General features: G+C 62.5%; 17 protein-coding genes and 1 tRNA gene. 14 read left to right on the plus strand and 4 right to left on the minus strand.

Annotated elements, in window-relative coordinates:
* Window positions 1-87: 87 nt before the first annotated feature.
* The 5 genes from AKL02_RS20105 (at window position 88) to AKL02_RS20125 (ending at window position 5,975) form a co-directional block, all read left to right on the plus strand.
* Complete coding sequence (locus AKL02_RS20105) at window positions 88-936, plus strand: flagellar motor protein MotB (protein WP_083079442.1); 849 nt, start codon at window positions 88-90, stop codon at window positions 934-936.
* A gap of 119 nt (window positions 937-1,055) precedes the next feature.
* Complete coding sequence (locus AKL02_RS20110; RefSeq protein ID WP_083079443.1) at window positions 1,056-2,390, plus strand: flagellar hook protein FlgE; 1,335 nt, start codon at window positions 1,056-1,058, stop codon at window positions 2,388-2,390.
* A 30-nt stretch (window positions 2,391-2,420) separates the two neighbouring features.
* The gene (gene flgK, locus AKL02_RS20115; RefSeq protein WP_083079445.1) at window positions 2,421-3,875 is read left to right on the plus strand and encodes a flagellar hook-associated protein FlgK; all 1,455 of its coding nucleotides are present in this window, start codon (window positions 2,421-2,423) and stop codon (window positions 3,873-3,875) included.
* 1 nt (window position 3,876) lies between these two features.
* Window positions 3,877-4,878 carry a flagellin family protein gene (locus AKL02_RS20120; protein ID WP_083079447.1) on the plus strand — a complete coding sequence of 334 codons (1,002 nt, stop codon included), beginning with the start codon at window positions 3,877-3,879 and terminating at the stop codon, window positions 4,876-4,878.
* Window positions 4,878-5,975, plus strand: coding sequence for a flagellar basal body P-ring protein FlgI (locus tag AKL02_RS20125; RefSeq protein WP_198453232.1), 1,098 nt, complete (start codon window positions 4,878-4,880; stop codon window positions 5,973-5,975). Before AKL02_RS20120 ends, AKL02_RS20125 begins: the two co-directional genes overlap by 1 nt.
* 82 nt (window positions 5,976-6,057) lie before the next feature.
* Here AKL02_RS20125 and AKL02_RS20130 read toward each other — a convergent pair.
* The 3 genes from AKL02_RS20130 to AKL02_RS20140 form a co-directional block, all read right to left on the minus strand.
* A tRNA-Thr gene (locus AKL02_RS20130) sits at window positions 6,058-6,133 on the minus strand.
* Between the two features lie 52 nt (window positions 6,134-6,185).
* A complete protein-coding gene (locus AKL02_RS20135) occupies window positions 6,186-7,703 on the minus strand; it encodes a heme biosynthesis protein HemY (RefSeq protein ID WP_083079449.1) in 1,518 nt (505 codons plus the stop codon).
* A gap of 10 nt (window positions 7,704-7,713) precedes the next feature.
* Window positions 7,714-8,538 carry a COG4223 family protein gene (locus tag AKL02_RS20140; RefSeq protein ID WP_133051998.1) on the minus strand — a complete coding sequence of 275 codons (825 nt, stop codon included), beginning with the start codon at window positions 8,536-8,538 and terminating at the stop codon, window positions 7,714-7,716.
* On the opposite strand from AKL02_RS20140, the gene AKL02_RS20145 reads away from it, so the two are divergent.
* Window positions 8,501-9,223, plus strand: coding sequence for a hypothetical protein (locus tag AKL02_RS20145; protein WP_133051999.1), 723 nt, complete (start codon window positions 8,501-8,503; stop codon window positions 9,221-9,223). The two genes, AKL02_RS20140 and AKL02_RS20145, sit on opposite strands and share 38 nt — an antisense overlap.
* A gap of 61 nt (window positions 9,224-9,284) precedes the next feature.
* Here AKL02_RS20145 and AKL02_RS20150 read toward each other — a convergent pair whose 3' ends face one another.
* Window positions 9,285-10,010 carry a uroporphyrinogen-III synthase gene (locus tag AKL02_RS20150; protein ID WP_083079456.1) on the minus strand — a complete coding sequence of 242 codons (726 nt, stop codon included), beginning with the start codon at window positions 10,008-10,010 and terminating at the stop codon, window positions 9,285-9,287.
* Between the two features lie 73 nt (window positions 10,011-10,083).
* Between AKL02_RS20150 and tsaD the strand changes: the two genes are divergently transcribed.
* The 8 genes from tsaD to pstA all read left to right on the plus strand — a co-directional run bounded on the left by tsaD (window position 10,084) and on the right by pstA (window position 17,841).
* Window positions 10,084-11,178, plus strand: coding sequence for a tRNA (adenosine(37)-N6)-threonylcarbamoyltransferase complex transferase subunit TsaD (gene tsaD / locus AKL02_RS20155; protein ID WP_083079458.1), 1,095 nt, complete (start codon window positions 10,084-10,086; stop codon window positions 11,176-11,178).
* Window positions 11,175-12,131: an NAD(P)H-dependent glycerol-3-phosphate dehydrogenase gene (locus AKL02_RS20160; protein WP_083079460.1), complete on the plus strand. Its 957-nt coding sequence runs from the start codon at window positions 11,175-11,177 to the stop codon at window positions 12,129-12,131. The genes tsaD and AKL02_RS20160 overlap by 4 nt, the downstream gene beginning before the upstream one ends.
* Window position 12,132: 1 nt before the next feature.
* Window positions 12,133-12,402, plus strand: a complete 270-nt coding sequence (locus AKL02_RS20165; RefSeq protein ID WP_083079462.1) for a YciI family protein — start codon at window positions 12,133-12,135, stop codon at window positions 12,400-12,402.
* On the plus strand, window positions 12,402-12,824 hold the full coding sequence (locus AKL02_RS20170) for an EVE domain-containing protein (RefSeq protein WP_083079464.1): 423 nt from the start codon (window positions 12,402-12,404) through the stop codon (window positions 12,822-12,824). Before AKL02_RS20165 ends, AKL02_RS20170 begins: the two co-directional genes overlap by 1 nt.
* 249 nt (window positions 12,825-13,073) lie before the next feature.
* A complete protein-coding gene (locus tag AKL02_RS20175) occupies window positions 13,074-13,757 on the plus strand; it encodes a sirohydrochlorin chelatase (RefSeq protein WP_083079466.1) in 684 nt (227 codons plus the stop codon).
* A gap of 131 nt (window positions 13,758-13,888) precedes the next feature.
* Window positions 13,889-14,929, plus strand: a complete 1,041-nt coding sequence (locus AKL02_RS20180) for a PstS family phosphate ABC transporter substrate-binding protein (RefSeq protein ID WP_083079467.1) — start codon at window positions 13,889-13,891, stop codon at window positions 14,927-14,929.
* An 81-nt stretch (window positions 14,930-15,010) separates the two neighbouring features.
* Window positions 15,011-16,492: a phosphate ABC transporter permease subunit PstC gene (gene pstC / locus AKL02_RS20185; protein ID WP_083079469.1), complete on the plus strand. Its 1,482-nt coding sequence runs from the start codon at window positions 15,011-15,013 to the stop codon at window positions 16,490-16,492.
* Entirely contained in the window at window positions 16,489-17,841 is a 1,353-nt protein-coding gene (gene pstA / locus AKL02_RS20190) for a phosphate ABC transporter permease PstA (protein WP_083079472.1), read from the plus strand. Before pstC ends, pstA begins: the two co-directional genes overlap by 4 nt.
* Window positions 17,842-17,845: the final 4 nt, after the last annotated feature.

Genomic DNA, 17,845 nt, shown 5'->3' on the forward strand with positions numbered 1-17,845 from the left:
GAAGAGGCCGATGGCTCGCATTTTATCCGTCAATCGCCTGTTAACACGCACCTACTATACCGGACGCGGGTGAAAAGAGGTGGTGGAATGAGCAACCGCGAAAACGCGGCGCCAATCATCATCAAGCGTAAGAAGGTTGTCGCAGGCGACGGGCACCACGGTGGGGCGTGGAAAGTGGCCTATGCCGATTTCGTCACTGCGATGATGGCCTTCTTCATGCTGATGTGGTTGCTGAACGCGACAACCGAGAAACAACGCAAGGGCATCGCGGATTACTTCAATCCGACGATCCCGATCAATCGCATCTCCGGTGGCGGAGAAGGCGCTTTCGGCGGGGATTCCGTCTTCTCAGAGGACCAGATTGCACAGAGCGGCACCGGTGCCGTCTCGCAACGCCCGACCGAAGAGCGTCAGGCCCGCGGCGAAAACTCCGCGGACGACACACAGGACAGCGACACGGCCAGCTTGAAAGAGATGGCGCGCGCGATCGAGCAAGCTCTGATGGGCGTGGGTGGCGAGTCGATGATCAGCGAGCAGCTCGCACGCCACATCGTGACCCGCGTGACCGACGAGGGTCTGATCATCGAGATTTCCGACCTGCCCGACGCGCCGCTTTTCGTCGGCGACACCGCCAAGCCGCAGCCGGTTCTCCCCGATCTGGCGAAAATCCTGACGCGGGTCTTCTCGCTCGTCTCAAACAACATCGCGATCAACGGCTACACGAGATCCTACCCGAAAATGCTGGCCCATGACCCGGTCTGGGAGCTTTCCGCCGCACGCGCGCAAGCGATGCGGACATTGCTGGACGAGGCCGGCTTCCCCCCCGATCGGATGCAGCGCGTCAGCGGCTTCGCCGATCGCAAGCCCAAGGTCGAGCGTGCGATGGACCTGCGCAACAACCGTCTCGAAGTGATCGTGCTACGCAATGGCCGGTGAGGCGCGTCTTAGCGAAATGGTAACCACGGGTCGAAAAAGGCAGACCTGTTAGGGCGATCTTAAACACCCGGGCGCAAAGGTAGGAAGAACTTCGGACGCAGCAGCAGAAAGGCGCATCCATGTCCATTTCTTCCTCGCTCAACGCGGGCGTGGCCGGCTTGGCCGCGAATGCCACACGTCTTGCCACGATCTCGGACAATATCGCGAATTCGAGTACATACGGCTACAAGCGCGCCGTCACCGAATTCGAAAGCATGGTGATCAATCAGGCGGCGAAGACTGGCTCCTATTCGGCTGGCGGCGTCCGTGCCTCCACGAGTCGCCTCATCGAAGAGAGAGGCTCGCTGGTCTCTACCTCGAACGCGCTCGACATCGCGGTTTCCGGACGCGGTATGCTGCCCGTCATGACGGCCGTGGCGCTCGATAACTCGACGGGGGACGAACCTTTGAAGATGACCACGACCGGCGCGTTTCGCACCGATGTCGACGGGACACTGATGACGGAATCCGGGCTTGTTCTGCTCGGTTGGCCCGCCAGTGCCGATGGCACCATCCCGACCTTCGCGCGCGACACCATGTCCGGGATGGAGCCGGTGGTGATCAACGCCAACCAAACGGCAGGCGACCCCACAACGACGCTTAATCTCGGGGTCAACCTGCCCGCAACAGATACCGAAGCCGGATCTGCCGGTGACACGCTACCACTTTCTGTCGAGTATTTCGGAAATCTCGGAACATCCGAAACCCTGGACATCACGTTCCACCCCACGGTCCCGGCCACCGGCGCATCGAACGAATGGGCTATGGTCATTCGCGACAGCGCCACGGTGGATGACCCGGGCACCCCTGCGACCGATGAAAGCGTCATCGGTCGCTATGTCCTGACCTTCGACGACAGCCGTAGCAGCGGCGGCACACTCGCCTCGGTCAATGTTATCGCAGGTGGTACCTACGATGCCTCGACCGGGACGCTCGATCTCTCCGTAGCTGGCGGTCCGCTGAGCGTCACCATCGGCAAGATCGGCGACACCAACGGTTTGACGCAGCTCTCCGACAGCTTCTCGCCGACATCGATCACGAAGGACGGCTCGCCCGTCGGCAATCTGACGGCTGTCGAAATCGATGAGGATGGCTACATCAAAGCCACCTACGACACCGGGTTCATTCGCACGGTCTATCAAATCCCCCTCGTCGATGTACCCAATCAGAACGGTCTGATCGCGCTCGACAATCAGATCTTCGAAGTCTCCTCGAACTCCGGCTCTTTCTTCTTGTGGAATGCCGGTGACGGTCCGACCGGGTCGATCGAAGGCTACGCTCGCGAAGGTTCGACGGTCGATGTTGCAGAGGAACTGACCAATCTCATCCAGACGCAGCGCGCCTACTCGTCCAACGCCAAGGTAATCCAGACGGTCGACGAGATGCTGCAGGAAACCACCAATATCAAACGCTGATCCTGATCGGATCGGCGACGGGAGGTCGCAATGGGAATCTCGCAAACGCTATCCAATGCCTTGTCGGGCCTCACCGCGGCCTCTCGCATGGCCGAGGTCGTGGCCTCCAATACCGCCAACGCGCTCACCGACGGCTACGCGCGCCGCGAGATTTCACTCGGCGCGCAGGTCGTCGGCCAGCAAGGTGCCGGTGTTCGCGTGCTGAGCGTCGACCGCATCGTCAACGAAACCCTCCGCAGCGATCTCCGCCTCTCCGATGCTGCGGCCCAAAACGCATCGCTGCGCGGCGACTTTCTTTCAACCTTCGAAGCTCGCATCGGCACGCCGGAGGATGCGAACTCCCTATCCTCCAAATTCGCAGAGTTCGAAGCCTCGCTCGTCGAAGCTGGCAGCCGCCCAGAAAGCGAAGCCCGCCTGTCCACAGTGCTGAGCGCCGCCCGCGAGGTCACCGGGCACCTGAATACGCTCTCCGCAGAGTTGCAGGACAGCCGGATGGACGCAGACCGGAAAATCGCGACGCAGGTCGACGCATTGAACAGCGCGCTCTCGCAGGTCGATGAACTCAACGCATCGATCCTGGCCGGAAAGGCCGCAGGCCATGACACCAATGCGCTCAAGGACCAACGTCAAACGCTGGTCGACCGGATTTCCAGCATCGTCCCAACCCGCCAAGTCCCGCGCGAAAACGATCAAATTGCACTCTTCACCACAGGCGGTGCCGTCCTTCTCGAAGGCAACCCAGTGGAGATCGGGTTCACGGCGCGCGGAATCATTACGCCGGACATGACCCACGACGGAGGGGTTCTCTCAGGCCTGACGCTCAACGGAAACGCCGTCTCAAGTGACGATGACGGGTTCTTCGGCGGCGGCACGCTTGGCGCCCTTTTCGCCATCCGTGATACGCTCGCTCCAAACTTGCAGGTTCAGATCGACGCACTCTCCCGCAACCTGATCGAGAGGGTCAGCGACCCGGCGGTCGACCCAACACTCAGTGGCGGCGCAGCCGGTCTCTTTACAGATGGCGGGGGCCCGCTCGATCCGCTCAACGAAACAGGCCTCGCCGGTCGGATCGTCATCAACCCGCTCGCGGACCCTGAACAAGGCGGCTCGCTCTCGCTGCTGCGTGACGGGTTCGGCGCATCTACCCCTGGCCCCGTGAGCAACGCAGAAAATCTTTTCTCACTCGCCTCAGCGTTAACGACCGCGTCCGCACCCGCGTCCGGAAATTTCGGCCCGTCGCTTCATTCAAGCGCAGAGCTTTTCGCAAGCTTCTTGTCCCAAGTTACGAGCGATCGCCAAAGCAACGAGGCGACTCAAACCTATGCAACGGCCCGTTACGACACATTGAAAGAGCAGGCCCTCGCTGAGGGCGTCGACACTGATCATGAAATGCAAAAACTTCTGCAAATTGAAGAACTCTACAGCGCCAATGCACGCGTCATTCAAACCGTCGATGCACTGATCAAACAGCTTCTGGAGATTTAAGATGAACTATCTCTCTGTTGGGGACATGGCGCTGAATTTCCAGATGCGACGCCACAATGCAGCGCTGGATACGAAACTGGCGACCCTTACCCAAGAAGTGACGTCTGGTATCAAATCCGATCTCGGCGCCGCCCTATCCGGCGACTTCGGTGCGCTCTCCGCAATCGATCGGAGCCTGAGATTGTTCGACGCATTCGACCTCGCCACTACCGAGGCGAGCCAACATGCAGACGCGATGCAACGCAGCCTCGCGCGGATCGGCAACCTCGACGAAGGCATCAGTACGGCCCTCATGTCTGCCGCAACCACCTCCAGCAAGATCATGATCGACGCGACCGTCGCGTCGACAGCCGAGAAGTTCGACGCGCTGATCGCAACGCTCAACACGAATTCTGTCGGACGCTACATATTTGCGGGCGATCAAGGAGACACGACCCCGCTACCCGATGCCGAAACGATTATCACGTCCCTGTCTGCGGAGATTTCAGGGGCGACGAATGCGACGGATGTACTCGCGACCCTCGATACGTGGTTCGCCGACCCAAGCGGTTTCAGCGTAACTTCCTATCAAGGTGGCGAAGCCAAGGGAAAATTCCACATCGCAGAGGGCGAAACCGCCGCGATCAACGTCACCGCAAATGACCCACGCGTCAAAGATGCGATCAAGGGCTACGCCATAGGCACGCTTTTGGACCGGGGTTTGTTTGACGGAGACCTGGCCGAGCGAAGTGCGCTTGCGAAGGAAGCGGGTGAGAGAATTCACTCGGGCTCTCTCGCAACTGTCGAACTCACCGCGGAAGTCGGTTCGTTCGAAGGCAAAGTCGCCTCAGCAGCGACACGGAACGATAGCGAACGCGCCAGCCTTGAAATTGCACGGACGAAACTCATCGGCGCCGACCCGTACGCCTCGGCAACCGCGCTCGAAGCGGTACGCTCCCAGATCGAGACGCTCTATCTTCTGACACGTCGGCTCTCCAACCTCTCGATGACGGATTACATGTGATGTGGCGCTGGTTGCTAGTTGCCCTCGTTTTCCTTCCGCAGATCGCTCTTTGCGCCCCGATCCGCATTAAGGATCTGGTCGAATTCGACGGAGTGCGCGGGAATGATCTAGTCGGCTATGGTCTGGTCGTTGGATTGAACGGCACGGGCGACGGGTTGCGTAACGCCCCCTTCACCGAAGAGATCATGTCGAACATGCTCGAACGGCTCGGCGTTAACGTTACCGGGGAACAGTTTCGACCGAAGAACGTCGCCGCCGTTATGATCACCGCAAGCCTGCCACCCTTCGCGCGTGCCGGAAGCCAAATCGACATCACCGTCTCTGCAATTGGTGACGCCAAGAGCCTTCTTGGCGGCACCCTCGTGATGACCCCTTTGAAAGCGGCAGATGGCGAAATCTATGCGGTCGCGCAGGGAGCGATCATTGCCGGCGGCGCTGTGGCACAAGGAAACGCCGCTTCGGTGACTCAAGGCGTTCCGACCTCGGGAAATATTCCGTCGGGCGCGCGCGTCGAGCGCGAACTCGCCTTCGAGATTAACGACCTCAATACGGTGCGCCTCGCGCTGCGCACGCCCGACTTCACCACTGCAAGCCGAATTGAAACCGCCATTAATCGCGAATACGGCCGGCGCGTCGCGGAAATGCTCGACGGCGGCACTGTCGCTTTGAACATTCGCGAGACCCGCGCGCGGTCCGTCGCGCATGCGATCGGCCGGGTCGAGAATCTCAGTGTCGAACCAGAACAGCGCGCCCGGGTCGTGGTCGACCAGCGTTCGGGTACGATCGTCATGGGGGAAGACGTGCGGATTTCGCGCGTTGCCGTCAGTCAGGGAAATCTGACCCTCAAAGTGGAGGAAAGCCCCCTCGTGGTGCAGCCCAACCCGTTTTCGCAAGGAGATACGGTCGTCGTCCCCAGATCGCAGGCGACTCTCACAGAAGAGCCAGGCATTCGCATGGCCGAAGTCCCCCAGGGCAGCTCGCTATCGGAATTGGTCGCGGGGCTCAACGCGCTCGGCGTGAGCCCGCGCGACATGATCGACATCCTCAAGAGCATCAATGCTGCGGGCGCGTTGCATGCAGAATTCGTCGTGAATTGATCTGAAGCCTCGAGAACGACTGCCCTGAAACAAGCGAAGCGGAACCTTGCGGTTCCGCCTCTGCGCCTGAACTTTCAGGAAGTGGTGCCGGTGATAGGACTCGAACCTACGACCCCATCATTACGAATGACGTGCTCTACCAGCTGAGCTACACCGGCACTGTGGCGGGCGATTACCATGCTCTTTCGGGGATGTGTAGCCCCAAAATGATCAAGCTGTCGCAGTTCCGCTTTGCGTCTCCTTCGATGCGCTTGCAGCCCCGCCTTCCTCCTTCGGCGGATCGACGATTTCCGCGTCCTGAATGGGGGCGTCTTCGGTTTCATCCTCTTTCTTGGGCGAGGGTTCGGCACTCGGCTTGCCCACGATCAAAGGCAGCATCTCTGCCCCATGCGGCAGCGGCGACTGCGCCTGTTGCGGCTCGCGCCAGCTGAGCGTGTCGAAGCCACCGCAATTGTCGCAGATCGGCGTCCATTCGGACTGAATGTTCTGACATTTGTCGCAGCACCATTGCGGACCGCGCGGTGCAGTCAGGGCCCGGGCCAACCACCCGCGCACGACGACATCCTCCGCCCCTTCGCCACGCTCGACCGCCGCCATGATCGTCAGCGACCGGGCCGTCGGATGTGTCTCGACGAGATCGCCCAGCGCCCGGCGCGCCGCCGGGAAATCTTCGGCCGCGATGTTCAGTTCCGCTTTCAGAAGGCGGGTTTCCTCATGATCAGGACGGCTCGAAAGCAGCTTCGAGAATCGCTTCAGCCGTGCGTCAGGCGTCTCATCCGGGGTAATCTCCGCGAAAGCGGTCGCAAGATCCGGATGCGGCCGCACTTCCCAAGCCTTCCGCAAGATACGCTCCGCCGCGCCTTTCTTGCCCTTGTCGATATAGGCGCGCGCCGCCATCACGACCGCAGGCACCAGATCGGGCGACGCTTTGGCGGCCGAAATCGCAGCTTCGCGCGCCTCGACGCTCGCGCCTTCCTGCCAGACGCCCTTTGCCTCTTGCAGCGCAAGGACAGCATCGCGGCGCTTATGCACGTCACGCGGCAATTCACCCTGACGCATCTTCGCCTGCAAAATCTCCCGCGCGCCTTTCCAGTCGCCCGTCTCAGTCTGCAGCCCCAGAAGCGTATCCTGAACTTCACGGTGACGCGGCTTGATCGCGTAAGCTTTCTGCGCGAGCTTCAGCGCCGTTTCGGTATCGCCCTCTTCGAGCTTCTGGCGCAGCAGCCCGCGAATCCCCACGAACCGCGTGCGGTCATCCGCGAGGAGCCGTTTGTAAACTTCGGTCGCTTTCTTCGAGTCGCCCGAGGCTTCCGCCGCCTGCGCGGTGAGAAGGTTGGTCAGCTCCGGACGTTGCAGATAGCGCTCGGCCTTCGCCGCTTTCGACATGGCGAGCTTGCCCTCGCCGGACGCCGCCGCAAGCAGCCCTTCGGACAAAGCCTGATAGCCTTTGCGTTCGCGATGCCGGTCGAAATAGCGGGTGATCGCGGTTTCGTCGCCCGCGAGGAAGCGCAGGAAGGCGACCACCAGACCGACGACCCGGATCACGATCCAGATCGCGATGAAGAGGATGATCGCGGCGATCACCGCCTGCAGCGGGCCCAAGGTGAATTCCATACCGAGCGTCGTGATCCGCAGACCGCCCGTCATCTCGGCGAGATGCGCGAGGCCCAGGGTCGCCGCGGCGACGACAATCAGAAACAGCGCGATTTTGATGAATGACCAGATCATGTCTGTCTCCTTATTGCGTCGCGCCAAGCTGGTTGGCCGCGTCGATCGCAGCCACCCGTGCTTTCGCCTGGTTCACCCAGTCGGACATCGCCTCCTGCGCGGGGTCGGGCAGTTTCGCAATCTCGTCGAGCGCCTCGGACAAGGCCCCCCGGTCGACATCGGCCTGCGCCCGCGACAGCACCGCATCTGCGCTATCGCCCTCTTTCGGCGCGACCGAGCGTGCCCCGGTCTGAGCCAGAAGGAAGGCGCCGACGCGATCGCTGATCGAGCCGCCCGTCTCGGTGCGGCGCGCCGCTTGAAGTGCGGCCCGCGCGGAGTCCGGGAAGCTCGATTGCAGCGACTGCAGGCTCGGAATGTCACCACTGAGCGCCGCCGGGATGTCCACACCTGCGTCGCGCAGATCGGCCAGCGGCGCGTCAAGCGACGTGCCCGCATCCAGCGCCGCTTTCACGCGCGCCGCCGCAGCCTGCGTCATCGCCGCCTTGGCAGCCGCTTCACTTTGCGATTTCAGGTTCTGCGCCTGCGCTTCGGCTTCTTTGATCCGGGCTTCGGCGGCTTTCGCGGCCGCTTCGATCTCGGCTTGCGCCGCGCTGCCGCCAGTGTCGGTCTGCAGCGACGCGATCTGCGATTTCAGATCCTCCAGCGCGGATTTGTTCGCCCGGATATCCGCGTTAACCTGATCGAGTGCGCCTTGAACGCCCGACAGATCGGGCGCGGGCGGCTGCGACGATTTCAGGGTCGCAATCTCTTCGGAGAGTTGGCCAATTTGCTTCGATTGGTCATCGAGCTTGGCTTGAATGGCCGCCTCGTCCACCGGGGCCGGTGCGGTCGGCAACCATCCGGAAAGTTGCGGCGGCAGATTGGGGATCGCCCAGATCGCGACGCCTGCGCCGATCACCGCCGCAATCACGCCGCCCAGGAAAGCAGAGCCGAACCCGCCGCGCTTTTCGATCACCGGCTGGGGCGAGGTGCTCGCCTTTGCCGTATCGCTTTTCGGCGGGGTCTTGTCGGTGGTCGTGGCGCTGCTTGTCGTCGCAGCGCTCGCGGGCTTCGCGGCCTGCGCTTTATCTTCCGATGCGCCGCTTGCGGTCGACTTCTTCGGCTCGGCCTCCGGTTTTGCACTGGTCGTGGCCGGGGTCGAGGTCGTCTCGGCCTTCGCAGGCGTGGCGCCGGACTTCGGTGCCGGATCGGATTTCGCAGGGGTCTCCGCCTTGGTTGCCGGCGTGGAGGTCGGCTTGGCGGTCCCGCTCGGGCTCTTGGAGGTATCCGCTTTGGTCGCTGGCGTAGACGTGGAGGACGACTTCGCAGGCGTGCTCGATTTCGATGCCGCAGCGGGCTTGCTGGACGCAGCCGCGCTCGACTTGTCCGTCGCTTCGGGCGTCGTCGGGGCCTTCGTGTCCTTCGGCGTGGTTTGCGAAGAAGTGGCGTCAGATTTGGTCTCGGACTCGGTCGTCGATTTCGCGTCTTCCGGCTTGTTCGCGTCGGAAGATTTTCCGGTTGTCCGTTTCGCCATCGTCTAAGCCCTCCACTGCCGCACCAAATTGCGCGTTCACATCAACTTAGAAGTCAGTCCGCGACTGCTCAACCCGCCTTTTGCCTTTGCAGCAAGACGGCAAGCGCATCGAGCATCCCTTGCGCATCGGGATGCGGGGCAACTTCCAGATGGCACAAGCTAGCGCTTTTGAGGCGAGACGCCACTGCCTCGCTCATGGCTGCGACAAAGAGCGGCGGCTTGAGCGCATCGGGCATAGAATTTAGGAAGCGATCCGCCGCATTTGGCGAGAAAATCGGCACTAAAACAGGGCGCGATGCGCGCAGAACCCCCTGCGCCTCACCGCTCAACGGGCGTGAGACCTGGCGGTAAATGATCGCAGATTCAGTCTCTATTCCGGCGGAATTCAGCCGATTTTCGAGATCGAAGGCGACCTGCTCTCCCCTCAGAAACAGCAGTTTTCCGCCGAGCTCCCGCTGCGCGATCATTTCGCTCAACGCCTCCGCATCGCCCGGCCCGGCGATGGCAACGAACCCGGCCTCGCGCGCCGCCTGCGCCGTGCGCTGTCCCACGCAATAGGCGCGGCGGCCTTGTCCCTGAGCCAGTCGTCGGAAGGCGGCCACGGCATTTTGCGAGGTGAAGATTGCGGTCTGAAACTCGGGTATCGGCGTGTCTAAAGGCTCGATCTCCGTGAGCGGAGAGACGATGACAGGCCAATCCTGCCCAAACCTGTTGCGAAATGCCTCGACGAATCCTTCTGCCGCGACGGCGGGTCGCGTGACGAGGAGAATCGGTCTCTCAGGCTGGCTGTCCATCCACCGCCCCGGGATTGTGCGAACGCTTCCCCGGTGTTACCTGCGTTGGATAACCCACGCAACAGGCGCCCCGATGACCGATACGCTGACCTTTCTCGGGCTGGAATCGAGCTGCGACGATACGGCAGCGGCGATCGTGCGCCTGACGGATGGCAAGCCGGAGATCCTCTCGAGCGTCGTCGCCGGGCAGACCGATCTGCATGCGGCCTTCGGCGGCGTGGTCCCCGAAATCGCCGCGCGCGCCCATGCCGAGAAGCTCGATCTCTGCGTCGAAGAGGCGTTGGAAGAGGCTGGGCTTGGGCTCGACGCGCTGGATGGCATTGCGGTGACGGCGGGTCCGGGGCTGATCGGCGGGGTGATGTCGGGCGTGATGTGCGCCAAGGGCCTCGCCGCCGGGGCGGGTCTGCCGCTGGTCGGCGTGAACCACTTGGCGGGCCATGCGCTGACCCCGCGCCTGACCGATGGGCTCGCTTTTCCCTATCTGATGCTGCTGGTCTCCGGCGGGCATTGTCAGTTCCTGATCGCGAAAGGGCCGGAGGATTTCTCGCGCCTCGGCGGCACGATCGACGACGCGCCGGGCGAGGCCTTCGACAAGGCGGCGAAGCTGATGGCCCTGCCCCAACCCGGCGGACCGTCGGTCGAGGCAGAGGCGCGCAAGGGCGATCCCAAGGCGTTTGCCTTCCCGCGCCCCCTTCTGGATCGGCCGGGCTGCGATATGTCCTTCTCTGGGCTGAAGACCGCGCTGCTGCGCGCCCGCGATCAGGTGGTGGCAGAGCATGGCGGGCTGCCGCGCCAGATCCGCGCCGATCTTTGCGCCGGTTTTCAGCAGGCGATCGCGGATGTCCTGATCGAGAAATCACGGCGCGCCTTGGCGGAATACCTGAAACTCGCACCCGCCAACCCCGGCTTCGCGGTCGCAGGCGGTGTCGCGGCAAATCAGGCTATTCGGGCTGGATTAGAGGCTGTTTCACGTGAAATGGGCGCGGATTTCGTGGCCCCGCCCTTGAAGCTTTGCACCGATAACGCGGCGATGATCGCATGGGCCGGGATCGAACGGTTCCGCAGTGGCGCGCAAGACGGGATGGACCTGACCGCCCGCCCCCGCTGGCCGCTGGATCGCAGCGCCGCGCCGCTTCTTGGATCGGGAAAGAAGGGGGCCAAGGCATGAGTATTTCGGTCCTGGGCGCGGGCGCTTTCGGCACGGCGATGGCGGTGACGCTGTCGCAAAACGGGCCGGTGACCCTTTGGGCGCGCGATGCCGAGCATGTGCAGGCCATGCGCGAGAGCGGTGAAAACGCGCGCCGCCTTCCGGGTGTCAAACTGCCCGAGAACGTCACTGTTTCGGCGGAAATCGCAGATGCGCTGCAGGCTGAGACGCTGCTCCTCGCGATGCCGATGCAGAAGATGGCCGGGTTTCTCGACACCCACTCCGACACCCTTGCGGGCAAGACTCTGGTCTCCTGCTCCAAGGGGATCGACCTGTCCACCGGCCAAGGGCCGACGGCCCTGATCCGCGCGAAAGTGCCGGGCGCGCGGGCTGCCGTGCTGACCGGGCCGAGCTTTGCCGGCGATATCGCGCGCGGCCTTCCGACCGCCCTGACGCTGGCCTGCGCCGATCATTCTGAGGAACTGCAGGCCGAGCTGTCGACACCGACGCTGCGGCTGTATCGCACGACCGACACGACCGGGGCGGAACTCGGCGGCGCGCTGAAGAATGTCTACGCGATCGCAGCGGGTACCGTAATCGGCGCGGGGCTCGGGGATTCCGCGCGCGCCGCGCTGATGACCCGCGGTTTCGCCGAAATGTTGCGGATTGCGACGGAACTCGGCGCCCGGCCAGAGACGCTGTCGGGCCTGTCGGGCTTTGGCGATCTGGTGCTGACCTGCACCTCGGCGCAATCGCGCAATTTCCGGCTGGGCCACGCGATCGGCGCGGGCGAAGCCTTCGATCCCTCGATCACCGTCGAGGGGGCCGCGACCGCGCAGGCCCTGAACAAGCTGGCCCATGCGCGCGGGCTGGAAATTCCGGTCGCCGCGATGGTTATGGCCCTTACCGAACAGTCAATCAGCGTGGATGAGGCGATGCAGGCTCTGCTCGCCCGCCCCTTGAAGGAGGAATGAGATGTATTTTGCCGTGATCTGCCGCGACAAGCCCGGCGCTCTGCAAACCCGGATGGACAACCGCGAGAAGCACCTCGCCTATATCGAAGAGACCGGCGTGGTCTTCATGGCGGGCCCGTTTCTCGAGAATGACCAGATGGTCGGCTCGCTCGTGATCGTGGAGGTCGACAGCCTCGAGGCCGCGCAGGACTGGGCCGCGAACGATCCCTATGCCAAGGCGGGGCTGTTCGCGGACGTGCAGGTCAAGGCATGGAAGAAGGTGATCGGCTGATGCGGTACTGGCTGTTCAAATCGGAACCCAACAAGTTTTCCTGGGACGATCTGGTCGCCAAGGGCGATGCGGGTGAGGAATGGGACGGCATCCGCAACTATCTCGCGCGCAACAACATGCGCGAGATGAAGATCGGCGATCGCGGCCTGTTCTACCATTCGAATATCGGCAAGGAGGTCGTCGGGATCTGCGAGATCGTGGCCGAGAGCCATCCGGATTCCACGACCGACGATCCACGCTGGGATTGCGTGGACCTCAAGGCGGTGCGACCCTTCACCAAGCCGGTCACGCTGGCCGACGTGAAAGGCGAGCCGCGCCTGTCGGAGATGTCGCTTGTGACCTCGATGCGGCTGTCGGTTCAGTCGGTCACCGAAGAGGAATGGAAGATCGTCTGCGAGATGGGCGAGACCGATCCGACCTGAACCGGATAAAACAGGAGGGTTCCGGCACCCCAGCCAGAACCCTCCTTCACCCACGTGCACCCCTACGCACCACACGTGAAACTAAATCTCGGGTCTGGCCATCCTGGCCTCTGCCTTATGCGTATATGCAAAGATGCGGTCGCGCAAATGGCATCTACGGACAATATTCCTAAAATTCAGGGCGTTAACCGAAAACTCACGCCGCAAACGCGTGATTGCCATAGGGCGCTGCTGCGCTAATCTAGGGGTATGCAGCCGGTCATTCTCGTCGCCCATGGATCCCCGTCCGAGCCTGAAACTCAGGAGAAGGCTCTGATTTCCTTGGCCAATAAGGTCTCGGAGGAGATGCCGGGACGCAAGATAGACGCCGCGACCCTTGCAAAGCCGGGATCGTTGGAGGCCGCCTTGGCGCGGCACGATAATCCGGTGATCTACCCGTATTTCATGGCGCAGGGCTGGTTCACCAAGACCGAACTTCCGCGCCGGCTGGAAGCTGCAGGCTCGCAAGCGCGCCAGTTGGAGCCGTTCGGCGTCGATCCTGCGCTGCCCGATCTGCTGACCAGAGTGATCTTCGAGGCGCGCGCCTCGGAGGACATCCCCGCCGAGGCGCCCCTGATTCTCGTGGCGCACGGGTCGAAAATATCGCGAAAATCGCGCAATTCGGTTTACGACATGGCCGAAACCTTGGGCCGCAATTCCGCCATGCCGGAGATTCATGTGGCCTTGATCGAAGAGCCCCCGTTCCTCGAAGACGTGGCCCGCGCGCACCCGGAAGGCGTGTGTCTGCCCTTCTTCGCGCTGCGGGCAGGACATGTGACAGGCGATATTCCTGAGGCCTTGCAAGCAGCTAGCTATCGGGGGCGCCTTTTGCCCGAGATTGGGGCCCATCGTGAGGTTCCCGTCCTGATTGCACAGGCGATTTCGCGGGGCTGATCACGAACCTTCACGGACTCGTAGATTGTCACATAGCTGTTACATAATGTTTGCATAAGCGTCACCGAAGACCCCTAGGACCGCGCTGAGGCCACTCGACGGCCCAAATTTCAGAACACTGGGAGTGATCTATGAAATCGTTCAACCTCGCCGCCTCCGCGATCGCGATCGTTGCCGCTTCGGGCACCGCCGCTTTCGCGCGTGACAACATCCAGGTCGCCGGTTCCTCGACCGTGCTGCCCTACGCCTCCATCGTCGCCGAAGCTTTCGGTGAAAACTTCGATTACCCGACCCCGGTCGTGGAATCGGGCGGCTCCTCGGCTGGCCTGAAGCGCTTCTGCGAAGGCGTTGGCGAAAACACGATCGACGTCGCGAACGCTTCGCGCAAGATCAAGGACAAAGAAGTCGCGACCTGCGCCGACAACGGCGTCACCGACATCATGGAAGTCCGCATCGGCTATGACGGCATCGTCTTCGCGTCGCAAAAAGACGGCCCGGCCTTCAACGCTTTCACCCCCTCGGACATCTTCAACGCGCTCGGCGCGAAGGTCCTGAAGGACGGCGAAATCGTCGACAACGGCTACGCCAAGTGGAACGAGTTCAACTCCGACCTGCCGGATGCCGACATCATCGCCTTCATCCCGGGCACCAAGCACGGCACCCGTGAAGTCTTCGAAGAGAAGGTTCTGGAAGCTGGCTGTGAAGCGACCGGCGCGAAAGAAGCCTTCATCGCTTCGGGCATGGACGAAAAAGCAGCCGGCAAGGCCTGCATGGAAGTCCGCACCGACGGCAAGGCTGTCGACATCGACGGCGACTACACCGAGACCCTCGCCCGTATCGGTTCCAACCCGAACGGCATCGGCGTCTTCGGTCTGGCGTTCTACGAGAACAACACCGACAAGCTGAAAGTCGCGACCATGTCGGGCGTCGAGCCCTCGACCGAGACCATCGCTTCGGGCGAGTACCCGGTGTCGCGTCCGCTCTACTTCTACGTCAAGAAAGCGCATATCGGCGTGATCCCCGGCCTGAAGGAATACGCTGAGTTCTTCGTCTCCGACGAGATCGCTGGCCCCGACGGCCCGCTCGCTCAGTACGGCCTCGTTGCTGACCCGGAACTGGCCAAGACCCAGGATGCCGTGGCGAACGAAGTGACCATGGGTTCGGGCTCGTAATCGAGACCGCTATCTTCAGGGGGCGGCTTATTTCGCTGCCCCCTTTTTCCTTTTTGGTTATTTTCAACTGGTGGGGCTGAAATGCCTGTTTTGTGGATCGTTGTGATCGTGGTCGTGCTGGCAGTCGTCGGCTTCGTGATGGGCCGAATGCGTGCGCTGCATTCGGCAGGCGAAGACCGACGGTCTCTGCACAGCCTGCCGAATTACTACGGCTTCAACGTCGCGATGTTCACCGCCGTGCCGGCTCTTCTCCTGCTGCTGGTCTGGATGGTGGCGCAGCCGCTGATCGTGAATACTCGGGTCTCCGCCGAAATCCCCGATGCGCTGCTGGATGGCTCGAACATGAGCCTCGTGATGTCCGATGTCCGGCGCGTCGCGGATGGTCTCGACACCGCAATTGCCCAAGGCGCGCTGAGCGCACGGCAAGCAGCGAATATCGATCTACAAACCACGGACCTGCGCGAAATACTCGGCTCGGTCGGGGTCGCGCTCGGCTCCAGTGTCGATCCGGCGACGCTGAACGCGGCACAGACCTATCGCGGCATGACCTCGACGGGCGATCTGGCGATGACGGTACTGGTCCTGCTGGCAGCCATCGCGGGCTTTACCTTCGCTTACCTGCGCACGAACAAGGATTTCCGCGCGCGCAACACGGTCGAAAAAGGCGTGCGCGTTCTGCTGATCGCCGCGGCCTCCATCGCGATCCTGACCACGATCGGCATCGTACTGTCGCTGGTTTTCAACACGATCGAGTTCTTCCGCCTCTATCCGATCTCCGATTTCTTCTTCGGCACGACCTGGTCGCCGAGTTTCGGGGGCGGATCGGAGTTGGGTATCCTGCCGCTTCTCTGGGGCACGCTCTACATCTCGCTGGTGGCCCTTCTGGTCGCGGTGCCGATCGGGCTCTTCGCCGCCGTCTACCTGTCGGAATACGCGACCAAATCGGTGCGCGGCGTCGTGAAACCGCTGCTCGAAGTGCTCGCCGGTATCCCGACCATCGTTTACGGCCTTTTCGCCCTGCTGACCGTGGGCCCGTTCCTGCTGTCGATCTTCGGCGCGAATGGCCCGACCGCTGCGATGGCCGATGGCGGCTGGATGCATGCGGGCACGGCGGTGATGACCGCGGGTCTGGTGATGGGCATCATGCTGATCCCCTTCGTCTCCTCGCTGTCCGACGACATCATCAACGCGGTGCCGCAAAGCTTGCGCGACGGCTCCTATGGTCTCGGCGCGACGAAATCCGAAACGATCAAGCAGGTGATCCTGCCTGCCGCCCTGCCCGGCATCGTCGGCGCCGTGCTTCTGGCGACCTCGCGCGCCATTGGCGAGACGATGATCGTGGTTTTGGGCGCCGGCGCCGCCGCGCGGCTCAGCATGAACCCGTTCGACGCGATGACCACCGTCACCGCCAAGATCGTTTCGCAGCTGACCGGTGACGCCGATTTCGCCTCCCCCGAGGCGCTGGTCGCCTTCGCGCTCGGCATGACGCTGTTCGTCCTGACGCTCGGGCTCAACATCTTCGCGCTCTACATCGTGCGCAAATACCGGGAGCAATACGAATGAGTGATGCGACCCAACACGGCGCAAGCCAGCCCGCGACGCGTTCGCTGCATCATGTCGATGCGCGCACGAAACGCCGCAACGCCTCCGAGAAGCGCTTCAAGGCGCTCGGCATCGGCGCGATCGGGATCGGCCTCGCTTTCCTCGTGATCCTGCTGGTGACGATCGTCTCCAACGGCGCCACCGCGTTTCAGCAGACGTTTGTGGAAGTTCCGGTCTATCTGGACGCCGCGAAGCTCGACAAGAAGGGCAACCGCGATCCGGAGGATCTGAAGAAGGCCACCACCTTCACCTATAAGCCTTTGATCGAGAAAGGCCTGCTCGACGCGGTGGAGAAATCCGGCGCGACGACCGATCTCGCCAAGGCGAAGGACATGAAGAACCTGATCTCGGCCTCGGCTGCGAGCCAGGTGCGCGACGCGGTCCTCGCCGACCCGTCGCTGATCGGCACGACGGTAGATTTCAAGATCCTCGCCTCGTCGCGGGTGGATAGCTACCTCAAGGGCCGGGTGCATCGCGACGAAATCGCCAAGGACAAGAACATCACCGTGGCGCAGCTCGACCTCGTCGATCAGCTGCGCGATGCGGGCATCATCCACAAAGGTTTCAACTGGGCCTTCATCTTCGGCGCCGACGCGTCCGACAGCCGCGCCGAACAGGCCGGGATCGGGATCTCGATGCTGGGCTCTTTCTACATGATGCTGGTGGTGCTGGTGCTGGCCCTTCCGATCGGGGTCGCCGCCTCGATCTATCTGGAAGAATTCGCACCGAAGAACCGCATCACCGACCTGATCGAGGTGAATATCTCGAACCTCGCAGCCGTGCCCTCGATCGTCTTCGGTATCCTCGGCCTCGCGGTGTTCATCCAATTCGCGCATCTGCCGCAATCGGCTCCGCTGGTCGGTGGCCTCGTGCTGACGCTGATGACCCTGCCGACGATCATCATCTCGACCCGCGCCGCGCTGAAAGCCGTGCCGCCTTCGATCCGCGACGCAGCCCTCGGCGTTGGCGCATCGAAGATGCAATCGGTCTTCCACCACGTTCTGCCGCTGGCGATGCCCGGCATCCTGACCGGCACGATCATCGGTCTGGCGCAGGCCTTGGGCGAGACCGCGCCGCTCCTGCTGATCGGGATGGTGGGCTATATCGCGACCAATTCGCCGGACGGGTTCCTCGACGGCTTCGTCTCGCCCAACTCGGCCATGCCCGCGCAGATCTACGAATGGGCCAAGCGCGCCGACCCGGCATTTTACGAACGCGCCTGGGGAGGTATCATCATTCTGCTGATCTTCCTTCTGGGCATGAACATCATCGCCATCATCCTGCGACGCAAATTCGAGCGTCGCTGGTAAGGGA

Origin of the sequence: Thioclava electrotropha, assembly GCF_002085925.2 — a bacterium.
Classification (GTDB): domain Bacteria; phylum Pseudomonadota; class Alphaproteobacteria; order Rhodobacterales; family Rhodobacteraceae; genus Thioclava; species Thioclava electrotropha.

Excerpts from the sequence above, each read along its gene's own strand:
- tsaD (WP_083079458.1), top strand. The coding sequence starts at position 10,084 with ATGACCGATACGCTGACCTTTCTCGGGCTGGAATCGAGCTGCGACGAT.
- pstA (WP_083079472.1), top strand. The coding sequence starts at position 16,489 with ATGAGTGATGCGACCCAACACGGCGCAAGCCAGCCCGCGACGCGTTCG.
- AKL02_RS20180 (WP_083079467.1), top strand. The coding sequence starts at position 13,889 with ATGAAATCGTTCAACCTCGCCGCCTCCGCGATCGCGATCGTTGCCGCT.
- pstC (WP_083079469.1), top strand. The coding sequence starts at position 15,011 with ATGCCTGTTTTGTGGATCGTTGTGATCGTGGTCGTGCTGGCAGTCGTC.
- AKL02_RS20110 (WP_083079443.1), top strand. The coding sequence starts at position 1,056 with ATGTCCATTTCTTCCTCGCTCAACGCGGGCGTGGCCGGCTTGGCCGCG.
- AKL02_RS20150 (WP_083079456.1), bottom strand. The coding sequence starts at position 10,010 with ATGGACAGCCAGCCTGAGAGACCGATTCTCCTCGTCACGCGACCCGCC.
- AKL02_RS20160 (WP_083079460.1), top strand. The coding sequence starts at position 11,175 with ATGAGTATTTCGGTCCTGGGCGCGGGCGCTTTCGGCACGGCGATGGCG.
- AKL02_RS20170 (WP_083079464.1), top strand. The coding sequence starts at position 12,402 with ATGCGGTACTGGCTGTTCAAATCGGAACCCAACAAGTTTTCCTGGGAC.
- AKL02_RS20175 (WP_083079466.1), top strand. The coding sequence starts at position 13,074 with ATGCAGCCGGTCATTCTCGTCGCCCATGGATCCCCGTCCGAGCCTGAA.
- AKL02_RS20105 (WP_083079442.1), top strand. The coding sequence starts at position 88 with ATGAGCAACCGCGAAAACGCGGCGCCAATCATCATCAAGCGTAAGAAG.
- AKL02_RS20125 (WP_198453232.1), top strand. The coding sequence starts at position 4,878 with ATGTGGCGCTGGTTGCTAGTTGCCCTCGTTTTCCTTCCGCAGATCGCT.
- AKL02_RS20165 (WP_083079462.1), top strand. The coding sequence starts at position 12,133 with ATGTATTTTGCCGTGATCTGCCGCGACAAGCCCGGCGCTCTGCAAACC.
- AKL02_RS20135 (WP_083079449.1), bottom strand. The coding sequence starts at position 7,703 with ATGATCTGGTCATTCATCAAAATCGCGCTGTTTCTGATTGTCGTCGCC.
- AKL02_RS20145 (WP_133051999.1), top strand. The coding sequence starts at position 8,501 with ATGGCCGCCTCGTCCACCGGGGCCGGTGCGGTCGGCAACCATCCGGAA.
- flgK (WP_083079445.1), top strand. The coding sequence starts at position 2,421 with ATGGGAATCTCGCAAACGCTATCCAATGCCTTGTCGGGCCTCACCGCG.
- AKL02_RS20120 (WP_083079447.1), top strand. The coding sequence starts at position 3,877 with ATGAACTATCTCTCTGTTGGGGACATGGCGCTGAATTTCCAGATGCGA.